This is a genomic window from Aminobacter ciceronei (genome assembly GCF_014138625.1).
Lineage (GTDB): Bacteria > Pseudomonadota > Alphaproteobacteria > Rhizobiales > Rhizobiaceae > Aminobacter > Aminobacter ciceronei.
This window is the reverse complement of sequence record NZ_JACJHY010000068.1, coordinates 1-13,308: the sequence shown is the minus strand read 5'-3', so window position 1 is coordinate 13,308 and position 13,308 is coordinate 1. Positions and strand designations below refer to the sequence as shown.

Sequence of the window (13,308 nt, the reverse complement as noted above, 5' to 3'; positions counted from 1 at the left end):
CATGAAAAAGATCGCAATCAGCCTCTGGCCAAAGCCAGAACCAAGCCTCGCATGAGGCCAAAGCCGGCTCGCAACGGCCTTGGCATCTGCCCCCCCGACATCAATCCAAAAAAGCTCAATCAACCCACAAAACAAAACCCCGCCGAAATTCGACGGGGTTTGTCAGCAGTCTGAGGCCGGGATCTGCATCCCGGCCTTTTCGTTTCTGCCTAGCCCGGAAGTTACTCCGCGGCGACGATCTTGCCGCCTTCCCACTTGAACAGCGAGAAGCTCGGCGAAGTCAGGTCGCCGGTTTCGCCATAAGTCAGGTTGCCGATGGCGGTGGAGATCGGCTCGCCCGACTTGAGCGCGGCGGCAACAGCTGCGGCGTCGTCGGCCTTGCCGGCCTTTTCGATGCCGGCCTTCAGCACCTCGACGGCAGCATAGGCGTTGAGGGTGAACGCCTCGGCGGGAATGCCCTTGTCGGTCAGAACCTTGACCGCCTCGGCCGAGGCCGGGTTCTTCAGTGCGTCGGTCGCATTGGTGAACAGCGTGCCGGCAGCGGCTTCGTTGCCGATCGCCCAGAACTCGGTGTTCGACAGGCCTTCGCCGCCGATGATGACGGCGTTGACGCCACCGTCCTTCAGCTGGCGCGCCAGAAGGCCACCCTCGGGGTGATAGCCGCCGAAGTAGATGACTTCGGCATTGTCGGCCTTGAGACGGGTGATCAGTGCCGACAGGTCCTTTTCGCCCGGGTTGAGCGAGTTCTGCTGCACTTCGGTGAGACCGCCGGCATTGATCGCCTTCTTGAAGGCTTCGGCCAGGCCCTTGCCGTAGGTGCCCTTGTCGTCGATCACGGCGACGCGCTTGTCCTTCATGTTCTTGAGCACGTAGGCAGCGGCAACTTCGGCCTGCTGGTCGTCACGGCCGCAGGTGCGCAGCACATTGGTCAGGCCGCGTGCGGTCAGGTCCGGCGCGGTTGCCGTCGGCGTCACCATCAGGATGCCGTTTTCGGCAAAGACGTCCGAAGCCGGGATCGCAACGCCCGAAGTCACCGGGCCAACGACATATTTCACGCCTTCGCCAACCAGCAGGTTGGCAGCCGAGACGCCCTGCTTTGGATCGCCGGCATCGTCGGCAAGCTTCAGCACGATCTTCTCGCCGAGGATGCCACCCTTTTCATTGATGACATCGACGGCAGCCTGGGCGCCGTTCTTGACCTGGTCGCCATAGGCGGCGACCGGACCGGTCAGCGGGGCGACGAGGCCGATGGTGATGTCGGCATGCGCGGCGGAGCCGAAGGCCATCAGCGCGGCGAGCGAGACGCCCGCAAGGATCTTCATGTTCATCGTGGTTCTCCCTTATACCCGCCGATCTCAAGGATTCGACGGGAACTCTGGAGGGCGGGATAGCGGCCCGGGGAGCGTCCTGCAATCGGCCCAGCGCCGCAAAAGCCGCAATTGATTTGTGCCAGAACCTTGCGCAGGCGACCGTCATCGCGTGAAAAATCGCTGTCGATCAATGAGATAGGCGAACCGACGGGAAGGCTCAGTGCAGCAGCACGAACTCGCCGTCGACCTTGCGCCATTCGTTGGGCGCGATCAGCTTGCGGTGGGTGTAGTGCACCGAGTGCAGCGGGCCTTCCAGCTTTGTCCGCCAGAACTCGATGAAGCCGAACAGGACGGGAAATTTCGGCGCCAGGTCGTAGTCCTGCCAGATGAATGTCTGCAGCACATGTGGGTGGTCGGGCAGGTGATAGAGGATTTCGGCCGTGGTCAGGCCGTAGCCCTTGAGCATCAGTTCCAGTTCAGAAGCGTCGCGCATGCTGGCCTTCCGTATCGAACAGCTCCTCCACGGCCAAAGTCTGCGCCGCGATGGTTAACCGTCTGCTAAAACAACGGAATGCGCATATGATAGTTCCAAGAAATCAGCACTTTAGCACTCGACCTCAGCCATTGCTGATAGCTATATAGCGGCGGCGATTTGCCGCTACGGAAAGACCACAGCCAAATCCAAGGTCTAATATTGTGAGGCGGCGCGAATTGCTAATAATGCGCGCCAACGCGGCTCCAACGCCGCCGTCCGCCGGCCGCAAGGAGCCGTCGGATCGTTTCCGGGAGGAAGGGAGAGAAATGTCCGAAGTCCGTGTCCACCGCGTTCAGCCGGCGTGGAAGAAGAATGCGCTGATCGACAACGATACCTACCTGAAATGGTATGGCGAGAGCGTCAAGAACCCCGACAAGTTCTGGGGCAAGCACGGCAAGCGCATCGACTGGTTCAAGCCCTACACCAAGGTCAAGAACACCTCCTTCGACGGCAAGGTGTCGATCAAGTGGTTCGAGGACGGCCTGACCAACGTCTCCTACAATTGCATCGACCGCCACCTGAAGAAGCGCGGCAACCAGACCGCCATCATCTGGGAAGGCGACAACCCTTACGACGACAAGAAGATCACCTACAACGAGCTCTACGAGCATGTCTGCCGCCTCGCCAACGTGATGAAGAAGCACGGCGTCAAGAAGGGCGACCGCGTCACCATCTACATGCCGATGATCCCCGAGGCTGCCTATGCGATGCTGGCCTGCACCCGCATCGGCGCCATCCATTCGATCGTCTTCGGCGGCTTCTCGCCCGATGCGCTGGCCGGACGCATCGTCGACTGCGAATCGACCTTCGTCATCACCGCTGATGAGGGCCTGCGTGGCGGCAAGGCGATCCCGCTCAAGGAAAACACCGACAAGGCAATCGACATTGCCGCCAAGCATCATGTCATGGTCAAGGACGTGCTGGTGGTGCGCCGCACCGGCGGCAAGGTCGGCTGGGCGCCCGGCCGCGACCACTGGTACCACGACGAGGTCCGCTCGGTGAAAGCCGAATGCAAGCCCGAGAAGATGAAGGCCGAGGATCCGTTGTTCATCCTCTACACCTCGGGTTCGACCGGCAAGCCCAAGGGCGTGCTGCACACCACCGGCGGCTATCTCGTCTACGCCTCGATGACCCACCAATATGTCTTCGACTACCATGACGGCGATATCTACTGGTGCACGGCCGATGTCGGCTGGGTCACCGGCCACAGCTACATCGTCTATGGCCCGCTCGCCAACGGCGCCACCACGCTGATGTTCGAGGGTGTGCCCAATTACCCCAGCGCCTCACGCTTCTGGGACGTCGTCGACAAGCACAAGGTCAACATCTTCTACACCGCCCCCACCGCCATCCGCGCTTTGATGGGCGCCGGCGACGAGCATGTGAAGAAGGCTTCGCGCAAGAGCCTGCGCGTTCTGGGTTCGGTCGGCGAGCCGATCAATCCGGAAGCCTGGGAGTGGTATTACAACGTCGTCGGCGACAAGAAGGTGCCGATCGTCGACACCTGGTGGCAGACCGAGACCGGCGGCATCCTGATCACGCCGCTGCCTGGTGCAACCGACCTCAAGCCGGGCTCGGCGACGCGGCCGTTCTTCGGCGTCAAGCCGGAGCTCGTCGACAACGAAGGCAATGTGCTCGAGGGTGCCGCCGACGGCAATCTCTGCATCACCGATTCCTGGCCGGGTCAGATGCGCACCGTCTATGGCGACCACGAACGCTTCATCCAGACCTATTTCGCCACCTACAAGGGCAAGTATTTCACCGGTGACGGCTGCCGCCGTGACGCCGACGGCTACTACTGGATCACCGGCCGAGTCGACGACGTCATCAACGTCTCGGGTCACCGCATGGGCACCGCAGAGGTCGAGTCGGCACTGGTCAGCCACGACAAGGTTTCGGAAGCCGCCGTCGTCGGTTACCCGCACGACATCAAGGGCCAGGGCATCTACAGCTATGTCACGCTGATGTCGGGCATCGAGGCGACCGAGGACCTGCGCAAGGAGCTCGTCGCCCATGTCCGCAAGGAGATCGGTGCCATCGCTTCGCCCGACAAGATCCAGTTTGCGCCGGGCCTGCCCAAGACCCGCTCGGGCAAGATCATGCGCCGCATCCTGCGCAAGATCGCCGAGGACGATTTCGGCGCGCTCGGCGACACCTCGACGCTGGCCGATCCGGCCGTCGTCGACGACCTCGTCGCCAACCGCCAGAACAAGCGGGCCTGATGAACCTCCAACCCCCGCATCACCGATGCGGGGGTTTTGCTTCGGCGATGCACGGACCGCTGGTCCAATGACTGCTCGCAGTCACCTATTGACAACTCCTCGCATCAGAAAAAGAATTTTCCTATACGAAAATTCCTGAGAGGAGCTGCCAGATGGCACGAGAAGTTGAGTGGGCGCGCATGACCGCGCCGGACCTGCGCGAGATCGCCGCGCGCGGCAACGCCATGGCGATCCTGCCGGTCGGCTCACTGGAGCAGCATGGCCCGCATCTGCCTGTCATTACCGACACGGCCAGCGCCGAGGCCGCCGCCCGGCGCGGCGCGCGCCTGGTCGCCGATGAGGTGCCTCTCGCCGTGCTGCCCGGCCTCTGGCTTGGCATGAGCGAACACCATCTACCGTTCGGCGGCACGATCAGCCTCGACTACACCGCCTATTTCCATGTGCTGAAATCGATCGTCCGGTCGCTGAAGGCTATCGGCTTTACCCGGTTGCTGATCGTCAACGGCCATGGCGGCAACATCGACCCGCTGGCGATGTCGACACGCGAGCTTGCCGTCGAGTTCGCTATGCCGATCGTCTACACCACGCCCTGGATGCTGGCGCCGGCGGAGACGGCAGCATTGTTCGAGACCGACAACGGTCCCAAGCATGCCTGCGAAGGCGAGGCGTCAGTGATGCTGGCGATCTCGCCCGACACGGTGAAACCGGACAAATTCGAGTTGGCCTTCACCAACGAGGCCGGCAAGAACGAGGCGCCGCATGGTGCCCATCGCTTCTACTCGTTCTCCGAGCGCGCGCCCAATACCGGCACATGGGGCGTTCCGGCCAAGGGCACGGCCGAGAAGGGCGAGCGCTTCCTTGATCTGCAGGCGCGCGAACTCGCCAAGCTGATCGTCGACCCGGTGCTGTGGACCAAGCCTGACGCTGTCTGGCGGCCGGGTCGCGGGCTCGACACGCGCGCCGGACGCGCCGACTGAGCAGGCAAAGCGCCCGCGCCCGGCAGGCATGAAGGACAGGCCTTGACTTAGAGTGCGCTCGAACACCTAGCATCGCGAGCGTCGTAACGAGACAAGGTTGATGATGAAGATCGGTGAGCTTGCCAGGCGCAGCGGTTTGACCGCTTACACGATCCGCTACTACGAGCAGATCGGGCTGTTGCCCGTGGCCGACAAGGACGCCTCGGGGCAACGCGACTATGACGCCTCGATCCTCACCTGGATCGAGTTCCTCGGCCGGCTCAAGTCCACCGGCATGCCGATCCGCGAGATGCTGCGTTATGCCCGGCTTCGCCAGCAGGGTGAGGCTAGCGAAGCCGAGCGTCGCCTCCTGCTGGAAAGGCACCGCGACAAGGTCCTGGCCAATGTCGCCGATCTTCAGGCCAACCTCCTCGTTCTCGACGCCAAGATATCGGGCTACGCCGATGCAGAACAAAGGATCGAGACCAATGGACAACAACAACGAAAGCCGCTTCGAGCGCGGCACGCGCGCACTCTCTGACATCGACGGCGAAAGCGGCCGGAAGGTCGTCGATTCTCTCGCCGACATTGCCCCCGATTTCGCCCGCTACATCATCGAGTTTCCGTTCGGCGACATCTATTCACGCCCCGGCCTCGACTTGAGGTCGCGCGAGATCGCAACGATCGCCGCCCTGACCGCGCTCGGCAATGCTGCGCCGCAGCTCAAGGTGCATATCCAGGCGGGACTGAATGTCGGTTTGAGCCGCGACGAGATCGTCGAGACCATCATGCAGATGGCGGTCTATGCCGGCTTTCCGGCGGCCCTCAACGGCCTGTTCGCCGCACGCGAGGTGTTCCAGGAAAAGCACAGTCTCGCAGCATGATGTCGTACCAATGGTCTAGTGCCATGGTCGCACTTGCCAAATCGATGGAAAGACCCCACCTTCTTCGAGTGTTCAACGAACTGAAAGGAGGTGATCCGATGTCGAGTGATTTCGTTTTCCAGAACGTGGCCTCAGCGGATTGCCCTTTCGGGAAGCAGTCTTCCCGTTAAGGCGCGAGATGCGCGGCTGGTAACAGCCTGAGCCGCGCCATGGACGGAAACACGGAAAGGCCGCCTCTTCGCAAGAAGGGCGGCCTTTTTCCTTTCGGCGCATACCGTCCTGCTATTTGGTCAGCACCAGCCGCTCGATGTTCTGAGCGATTGTCTGAAAAGCGGTATCGAGTTCCTTGCCGTTCGAGGTCTCGAAATAACGCTTCACCACACCGTCTGGCGAAGCACAGTCTTTCATGGTCTTCTTCGCAGCCGCGGTGTCGAGCTTGAAGCCGATGGTGAAAATCTCGATGCCCTTCTTGCGCATCTCTTCGCATAGCGTCTTGGCTGCGGTGCGGGTGGCGGTCTTGCCACTCGCATTGTAGGCATCCTGCCATTTGGAGGCATCCGCGTACGACAGGTTGAATTCGCCGTCGGTCATCAGGATGGCGAACTTTGCGACCTTCTCGGGATCGGCCTTCTCCGGCCGCTCCGACTTCTGAAAGACACCGGCCCAGTTCTCGGACAAGGTGTACCAGGCCCACTGAATGCCGATATGCCCGGCGGTGCCGCCATTGGCAACGAAAGCCTCGATCTCGGTCTTGAGCTTCTTGCCGTCATCGGTGAGCGGCACCACCTTCGCGCCAGGGCAGGCGGGGGTGTCGTAGTTTTCGGAATAGGCGTCGATCAGAAAATCGCGATTGACCATCGCCAAGTCAGGCCCCGCATCGGTGTACTGGTAAAACCCCTTGCGCTCGGTGGCGCAGTTGTCGGGACGCGTCGAGCTCGAAACCGCCTTCGCGTCGGTATTGGCAGGCGCTTGTTTGCGGTCCGCCTTACTACGCTCCACGAAGACAGAGCTTGACGCCAGATCGCCTGTGTTGACGGAGTTTGCGTAGGGGACCAGCGACATGCGCACGCGCGGGTCGCCTGACGGCGTCTTCTCCCCCTTCAGGAAGCTGTCGACCGCATTCTTTGCCGCCGTCTTCAGATCCTTGATCTTCTGACCGTCCATCGACTTGGTGACATCGAGCATCATCGCCACTTCGATGCGCTTGTCGGAATAGAGTGACGCCGTCGACGCCGCGACACGCTGACGGTTGGACGTGCCGAACAACGGGAAGAACACATTGACGTCGATGTAGGCCGACGCCTCCACCGTGCCGGCGAGCTTGTCGACTGTCACCTTGTTCAACACGACCTTTTCGCCCGGCGCCAGCAGACGGCCAGCATTGGCCTCGAGAAAGGCCCGGACTGTGGCGTCCGCATCCTCGAGCTTGATCTTGCCGGTCGTCAGATCGCGGGCGGTCGACGTCACCGCGGCATCAACCGCCTGCGACAGACCCGACTTCACGTTGAACAACTGCGCGGTGTTGATGCCGTAGCCGGCTGCCATGGCGAGAATGGAAATGGTGACGCCGCCAAGAATGGCAAAGTTGCCGCTGCTGTCTCCGGTGAAACGCCTTGCCGCCCGTGCCAGTGCCTGAAATTTCCGCATGTCCTGCCCCGCCGCCTGTGTGCCTCTGGCAAGGGCAAAGCAGGAAATCGGCCGCAGCCGCCCATTCAGCCGGGCACGGCGGCATCACCGCATCAAGTCATTGATTTTCATTGAGATCAGTGATCCACATGGTGAATGTGGGGTTAACCCGCTTGCAAACTGGCGGGCTTGTTTACCGCTCATTCACCATGGTGACGGCAGCACCGCTGGCGCCGCCTCACTTCGGCACACAGAGCCTGTGCCAGATCGGGTCACCTACACCAGCTGTCCCGCTTGCCGCCGCCATAAGCGCGCACCAGCCGTCTTCGAGCATTGCCTTGGCGACCCCCTCACCGTCTCCGGTGCTGACGTCGGCAAGCACACGGCCGTAATATTTGGCGCCACCGATATTGGAGAGACTTATCGGACCCTCAGCGACAAGCCGGGCAAGGGCTGCTCGTGCCGCCAGTGCCGCGGTTCGTTCATCCACGCACCGGCTTTTCATCTCCGGTGCGTCGATGCCACGAATGCGGATGTTCACCCGCAGCGTCTGCCCGGGCCAGATCTCGGCCTCGGCCAGGAGCGTGTCGCCGTCGATCACCTCGACGACGCGCGCGCTGACCGGCCCGGCGAAATTGTCCCGCCGTTTGGCTTCTACGGGAGAGGCAAGGCCGACACAAACCAGCACCGAAATAACCTTGAGCGGATTCGAATCCATTCAAGGTATTTATTCCTATGTCGTCGATTGAGCAATACGCCCGAGCGCAGGCGTTGCGAAACTACAACCTCGGCTCGCCGCTGACAGGATCGACCTTGATCTCCACCTTGGCCTTGTCGGAGGTGTAGTAGGTCACGTCGTAATAGCCTTCGCTCTCCCAATCGATCTCGGAGATGTAGTGGAACTGGTCGCGCTGCTCGATCTTGGCGATGATCTCGGACAGCTTGAGCGAATTCTGCGGCGGCACCGCCGGTTCCTTGGTCTGCGCTTGCGCGGGCACGGCACCCAGCAGCACAACAAGTGCGAGTCCCGAAATCATCCTGGTCATGGCAGCTCCTTGCACGGTCCCTTGGAGAACGACCGGCTCGCGATTTCGGTTCCATCGCAGTCGTGCAAGGAAGACCCGACCCGACCGCGTCAGAAGTCGCTGGTCAGGCCCTTGATTTCCCAGTCGCCATAGCGCCCGGGCTCCTTGCCTCCACGGCCGCCGATCTCGCGCGGCAGCTTGGCTTCTTCGGCCTTGTAGGCCTCGCGGCGCGCTTCCGCTTCGGCGAGCGCACGCTTGGCCGCCGGCGAAAGCTGCCTTGGCGCAGGCGTTTCCAGATCGGTCTGCAGCTTGGCGTCGTCCATGGGATTCCTCGGAAATGATTGAAACGCACCCTCGTCTCTCCCATCATATAGCGAAGCGCACGGCCGTGATCGACCCTGGCGCGCGCGGAAAAGGACGGAGTGAACGATGAACATGATGCGGACGGCGATGCTTCTGGCGACCATGACGGCGCTGTTCATGGGCGTCGGCTATCTGATCGGCGGCTCCGGCGGCATGACCATCGCCTTCCTGATCGCTGCAGGCATGAACCTGTTCAGCTACTGGAATTCCGACAAGTTGGTCCTGCGCATGAACAATGCCATCGAGGTCGACGAGCGCAACGCACCTGAATATTACGCCATCGTGCGTGGCCTTGCCGCCAATGCCGGCCTGCCGATGCCCAGGGTCTATCTGATCGACAGCCCGCAGCCCAACGCCTTTGCCACCGGCCGGAATCCCGAAAATGCCGCCGTCGCCGCTTCCACCGGCCTGTTGCAGCGCCTCAGCCATGAGGAAGTCGCCGCCGTGATGGCGCACGAGCTCGCCCATATCGAAAACCGCGACACGCTGATCATGACCGTTACCGCGACCCTTGCCGGCGCGATCTCGATGCTCGGCAACTTCGCCTTCTTCTTCGGTGGCAACCGCGACAACAACAATCCGCTCGGCTTCGTCGGCGTTCTGGTGGCGATGATCGTGGCGCCGTTTGCCGCCATGCTGGTGCAGATGGCGATCAGCCGGACCCGCGAATATTCGGCCGACAGGCGCGGCGCCGAGATCTGCGGCAATCCGCTCTGGCTCGCCTCGGCCCTTGACAAGATCGCCCGCAACGTCGAACGCATCCACAACCCCGAAGCCGAGCGCAATCCTGCGATGGCTCCCCTCTTCATTATCAATCCTCTATCCGGCGAGCGCATGGACAATCTTTTCTCGACCCACCCCAATACAGAAAACCGCATCGCCGCCCTGCAGGCGATGGCGAACGAGGGTGTCGGTCGTCCAGCCCAGCGTACGGCACCCCAGCCGACGGCGCAGTCCTCGGCACCTTCCGGCTCGCAGGGTCCGTGGGGCGGTCGCCCTGCCGAGCAGGCGGCGCCCGAACAGCCACGTCCGTCCGGCCCCTGGGGCCGCAATCCGACCGGGCCGAAAGGCCCGAGGTCGTGAGCGGCGGTCAGCGCGACGACAAGCGAAACCGCGCACGCTCAGGCAATGCCAAGGGCAGTCGCCCGTCCACCGTTCCCGATGTCCCCGGCATCGCTGCGCGCATGGCGGCCGCCCGCCTGCTTGCCGCGACGATCGACGCCGGGACCCCACTCGACGGCCTGACCGATCACGAACACGGCCACCCGCAGTTCCGCGCGCTCGACATGCGTGACCGCGGGTTGGTCCGCGCCATCCTGGCCACCGCGCTTCGTCATCGAGTCACCATCGCCAAATTGCTGGCGCGCCGGCTGGAAAAGCCGTTGCCGGCCAACGCGACTGTTCTCACCCACATCCTTCATGTCGCGGCAGCCCAGATCCTGTTCCTCGACATACCCGACAGCGCCGCCGTCGACCTCGCCGTCACCCACGCCAAGGCCGACCCGCGCACCGTGCGCTTCTCCGGCCTGGTCAATGGCGTGCTGCGCACCCTTGCGCGTGCCAAGGACGCCGAACTGCCCGAAATACTGGCAACGACAAGTGACGCGCCGGACTGGTTCGTCGAGCGCTTGACGGCGGCCTACGGCCTCGAACAGGCAAAGCTGATCCTCGCCGCGCATCGCATCGAGGCGCCGGTCGATTTCACCGCCAAGGCGGATCCGGCCAAGTGGGCGGAGCAACTGGGCGGCACCGTACTGCCCACCGGAACGATCCGTATCGAACGCCTCTCCGGCCCCGTCGCCGAACTCCCGGGCTTCGCCGAAGGCGCCTGGTGGGTCCAGGACGCCGCTGCCGCATTGCCGGCAAAGTTGTTCGGCGACGTCACCGGCCAGCGCGTCGCCGACCTCTGCGCTGCCCCCGGCGGCAAGACGGCACAGCTCGTGCTCACCGGCGCCAGGGTCACAGCGGTCGAAGCCTCGAAGAACCGCCTCGCCCGTCTTGCCGGCAATCTCGAGCGCCTTGGCCTCGACGCCGACAAGGTCAATGCCGACATTCTCACTTACGAGCCGGCCGAGCTGTTCGATGCCGTCCTGCTCGACGCGCCCTGCTCGTCCACCGGCACGGTGCGCCGCCATCCCGACGTGTTGTGGACCAAGTCGCCTGCCGACATCACCAAGCTCGCCGGCGTCCAGCGCGCTTTGCTCGACCGCGCCGTCAAGCTGGTGAGACCTGGCGGCAGAATTGTCTTTTCCAACTGCTCGCTTGATCCCGAGGAAGGCGAAGCGCTCGTTGCCGGCTTCCTCGCCGATCACAAGGCCAAGGTCGAACTTGACCCGATTCGGACAGGCGAGGTCGCAGGCATCGACGATTTCGTCACCGCCACCGGCTTGTTGCGCACCACGCCCGCTGGCCTCGACATCGGCAATCCCGCCATCTCCGGCCTGGATGGCTTCTTTGCAGCAAGGTTCCGACGCATCGCCTGATCAACACGGCGTTTACGAAAAATTCACCCTCGCGCCCGCCATTGAAACAACCTAATTTGTGTGACGACGTGGGGTTGCGTCAGGAGGGGTATTGTCGATCGCGGCGGACAACACGACGCGTCTTTGGGCTCTCGTTGCCAAGGAGTTCTGGCGTAAGACGCGCCGGCGCCTGCGCGCCGGGCCGGCCTACAGCTGGCGCTACTCCGGGCGCACGCCCGAACGCGTGCTTATCGCGCCGCCGGATCTGCGCCTGGCCGATCCCCAGATCGCGCTCGAAATCTACTATGGCCGCTTTCCGCTGTCGGGCCATCTTGTCGAGACCGGCGGCCAGTCGCCCTTCCTGATCGACGTGCCCAATCGCGGCTGGCAGCGCAGCCTGCATGGCTTCCGCTGGCTGCGCCACATGCGCGCCGCCGGCACCGAGCTGGCGGCCGCCAACGCCCGCGCCCTGGTGTCAGACTGGATCGCGCTGCATGGCAGCCGGATTTCCGGCATCGCCTGGGAACCGGCAACCACCGCCAAGCGCGTCATCGCCTGGCTGCAGCACTCCTCGGTCGTGCTGCAGGGCGCCGAGTTCGCCTTCTACCGGTCTTTCCTGCGTTCGCTGGCAATGCAGATCCGTTATCTCCGGTCGATGTCACCCGAGATGCCCGACGGCAAGGACAGGCTCCGCGCCCGTGTTGCGCTCGCCTTCGCCGCATTGTCGCTGCCGGCGCCTGTCTCGGCGCTGCGCTCGGCCACGCGCAACCTCGCCGAGGAGCTCGACCGCCAGATCCTGCCCGACGGCGGGCACATCTCGCGCAATCCGATGGCGGTTCTCGAAATTCTCGCCGACCTTTTGCCGCTGCGCCACACCTACGCCAACCAGGCCGAGCAGCCGCCGCTGGCGCTGATCAATGCCGTCGAGCGCATGCTGCCGGCACTGCGCTTCTTCCGCCACCAGGACGGCAGCCTCGCCCGCTTCAACGGCATGGGCGCCACCATCCATGACCGCATCGTGGCGATCCTGCGCCATGACGACACCGCCGGCTCGCCGCCGCTGCACGCCACCCATTCCGGCTACGAGCGCCTCGCCATGGGCGGCACGACGGTGATTGCCGACACCGGCACGGCACCGCCGATCGACGTGTCGAACCAGGCCCATGCCGGTTGCCTTGCCTTCGAGATGTCGTCGGGCCGCCAGCACTACATCGTCAACGCCGGCATCGACACCTATGGCGCAGCCGATCTCAGGCCGCTGGCGCGGGCCACCGCGGCTCACTCCACCGTCACCATCAACGACACCTCGTCGGCCAGCTTCGCCCATTCGCAACGCGTCAGCGGCGTGCTCGGCAGCCCGCTTTTTGGCGGACCGAAATCGGTGCCGACCCAGCGCTTGGACAAACCCGGCATCCATGGCTTCGTCGCCCGCCATGACGGCTACGCCCAGCGCTTCGGCCTCCATCACGAGCGCGAGCTGAGCCTGTCGGCCGGCGGCAGCATCCTGTCGGGCTGCGACCGCATCCTTCGTGCAGGCAAGACGCCGATCAAGAATGATGGCCGCGATCTCGTCACCATCCGCTTCCACGTCCATCCCGACGTCCAACTGTTCCGTGACCAGAAGGAGCGACTGGTGTTGACGGGGCCTGACATCGACACCTGGGTCTTCACCTCGCCTGATGTTGGGTCCGAGGTCGAGGAATCGATCTACTTCGCCGGTCTCGGCGGTCCCCGCCGCTCGCGCCAGATCGTGCTGTCGTTCAAGGCTTCGGAAATCTCCGAGGTGCATTGGCAGTTCTCGCGCACGCGCATCATCAGCCGCCTCGACGGCTAGCTGTCGAAGCTATGAAGGTTGTTCATTCGAGGAGGGACTGAGAAGCTGGGGTTGCGAAGCCAACCAACCTTCAGTGGAGCTCCCCGAATGA

Annotated in this window: 13 protein-coding genes; 7 read left to right on the top strand and 6 right to left on the bottom strand. The window is 63.3% G+C overall.

Annotated elements, in window-relative coordinates; genetic code table 11:
• Positions 1-221: 221 nt before the first annotated feature.
• On the bottom strand, positions 222-1,322 hold the full coding sequence (locus HNQ95_RS32630) for a branched-chain amino acid ABC transporter substrate-binding protein (RefSeq protein WP_376769285.1): 1,101 nt from the start codon (positions 1,320-1,322) through the stop codon (positions 222-224).
• Positions 1,323-1,527: 205 nt separating this feature from the next.
• Positions 1,528-1,803, bottom strand: coding sequence for an usg protein (locus tag HNQ95_RS32625; RefSeq protein WP_067956529.1), 276 nt, complete (start codon positions 1,801-1,803; stop codon positions 1,528-1,530).
• Between the two features lie 308 nt (positions 1,804-2,111).
• Between HNQ95_RS32625 and acs the strand changes: the two genes are divergently transcribed.
• The 4 genes from acs (at position 2,112) to HNQ95_RS32605 (ending at position 5,907) form a co-directional block, all read left to right on the top strand.
• Positions 2,112-4,067: an acetate--CoA ligase gene (acs, locus tag HNQ95_RS32620; protein WP_182576179.1), complete on the top strand. Its 1,956-nt coding sequence runs from the start codon at positions 2,112-2,114 to the stop codon at positions 4,065-4,067.
• A 152-nt stretch (positions 4,068-4,219) separates the two neighbouring features.
• A complete protein-coding gene (locus HNQ95_RS32615) occupies positions 4,220-5,044 on the top strand; it encodes a creatininase family protein (protein WP_182576180.1) in 825 nt (274 codons plus the stop codon).
• Positions 5,045-5,147: 103 nt separating this feature from the next.
• Entirely contained in the window at positions 5,148-5,564 is a 417-nt protein-coding gene (locus HNQ95_RS32610) for a MerR family transcriptional regulator (RefSeq protein ID WP_154386241.1), read from the top strand.
• A complete protein-coding gene (locus tag HNQ95_RS32605) occupies positions 5,512-5,907 on the top strand; it encodes a carboxymuconolactone decarboxylase family protein (protein ID WP_182576181.1) in 396 nt (131 codons plus the stop codon). Before HNQ95_RS32610 ends, HNQ95_RS32605 begins: the two co-directional genes overlap by 53 nt.
• 282 nt (positions 5,908-6,189) lie before the next feature.
• Here HNQ95_RS32605 and HNQ95_RS32600 read toward each other — a convergent pair whose 3' ends face one another.
• The 4 genes from HNQ95_RS32600 to HNQ95_RS32585 form a co-directional block, all read right to left on the bottom strand.
• Complete coding sequence (locus HNQ95_RS32600) at positions 6,190-7,554, bottom strand: pilus assembly protein (RefSeq protein WP_154386219.1); 1,365 nt, start codon at positions 7,552-7,554, stop codon at positions 6,190-6,192.
• Positions 7,555-7,771: 217 nt separating this feature from the next.
• Entirely contained in the window at positions 7,772-8,251 is a 480-nt protein-coding gene (locus tag HNQ95_RS32595) for a thermonuclease family protein (RefSeq protein ID WP_246341088.1), read from the bottom strand.
• 61 nt (positions 8,252-8,312) lie between these two features.
• The gene (locus HNQ95_RS32590) at positions 8,313-8,579 is read right to left on the bottom strand and encodes a PepSY domain-containing protein (protein ID WP_067956516.1); all 267 of its coding nucleotides are present in this window, start codon (positions 8,577-8,579) and stop codon (positions 8,313-8,315) included.
• An 89-nt stretch (positions 8,580-8,668) separates the two neighbouring features.
• Entirely contained in the window at positions 8,669-8,881 is a 213-nt protein-coding gene (locus tag HNQ95_RS32585; RefSeq protein ID WP_067956515.1) for a DUF1674 domain-containing protein, read from the bottom strand.
• 106 nt (positions 8,882-8,987) lie between these two features.
• Between HNQ95_RS32585 and htpX the strand changes: the two genes are divergently transcribed.
• The 3 genes from htpX to HNQ95_RS32570 all read left to right on the top strand — a co-directional run bounded on the left by htpX (position 8,988) and on the right by HNQ95_RS32570 (position 13,217).
• Positions 8,988-10,004: a zinc metalloprotease HtpX gene (gene htpX / locus HNQ95_RS32580; protein WP_182576182.1), complete on the top strand. Its 1,017-nt coding sequence runs from the start codon at positions 8,988-8,990 to the stop codon at positions 10,002-10,004.
• The gene (locus HNQ95_RS32575) at positions 10,001-11,404 is read left to right on the top strand and encodes an RsmB/NOP family class I SAM-dependent RNA methyltransferase (RefSeq protein WP_312871092.1); all 1,404 of its coding nucleotides are present in this window, start codon (positions 10,001-10,003) and stop codon (positions 11,402-11,404) included. The genes htpX and HNQ95_RS32575 overlap by 4 nt, the downstream gene beginning before the upstream one ends.
• Positions 11,405-11,495: 91 nt before the next feature.
• Positions 11,496-13,217 (top strand): heparinase II/III family protein, encoded by a 1,722-nt coding sequence (locus HNQ95_RS32570; protein WP_182576183.1) that lies wholly within the window; start codon positions 11,496-11,498, stop codon positions 13,215-13,217.
• Positions 13,218-13,308 lie beyond the last annotated feature (91 nt).

Excerpts from the sequence above, each read along its gene's own strand:
- HNQ95_RS32630 (WP_376769285.1), bottom strand. The coding sequence starts at position 1,322 with ATGAAGATCCTTGCGGGCGTCTCGCTCGCCGCGCTGATGGCCTTCGGC.
- HNQ95_RS32625 (WP_067956529.1), bottom strand. The coding sequence starts at position 1,803 with ATGCGCGACGCTTCTGAACTGGAACTGATGCTCAAGGGCTACGGCCTG.
- acs (WP_182576179.1), top strand. The coding sequence starts at position 2,112 with ATGTCCGAAGTCCGTGTCCACCGCGTTCAGCCGGCGTGGAAGAAGAAT.
- HNQ95_RS32615 (WP_182576180.1), top strand. The coding sequence starts at position 4,220 with ATGGCACGAGAAGTTGAGTGGGCGCGCATGACCGCGCCGGACCTGCGC.
- HNQ95_RS32610 (WP_154386241.1), top strand. The coding sequence starts at position 5,148 with ATGAAGATCGGTGAGCTTGCCAGGCGCAGCGGTTTGACCGCTTACACG.
- HNQ95_RS32605 (WP_182576181.1), top strand. The coding sequence starts at position 5,512 with ATGGACAACAACAACGAAAGCCGCTTCGAGCGCGGCACGCGCGCACTC.
- HNQ95_RS32600 (WP_154386219.1), bottom strand. The coding sequence starts at position 7,554 with ATGCGGAAATTTCAGGCACTGGCACGGGCGGCAAGGCGTTTCACCGGA.
- HNQ95_RS32595 (WP_246341088.1), bottom strand. The coding sequence starts at position 8,251 with ATGGATTCGAATCCGCTCAAGGTTATTTCGGTGCTGGTTTGTGTCGGC.
- HNQ95_RS32590 (WP_067956516.1), bottom strand. The coding sequence starts at position 8,579 with ATGACCAGGATGATTTCGGGACTCGCACTTGTTGTGCTGCTGGGTGCC.
- HNQ95_RS32585 (WP_067956515.1), bottom strand. The coding sequence starts at position 8,881 with ATGGACGACGCCAAGCTGCAGACCGATCTGGAAACGCCTGCGCCAAGG.
- htpX (WP_182576182.1), top strand. The coding sequence starts at position 8,988 with ATGAACATGATGCGGACGGCGATGCTTCTGGCGACCATGACGGCGCTG.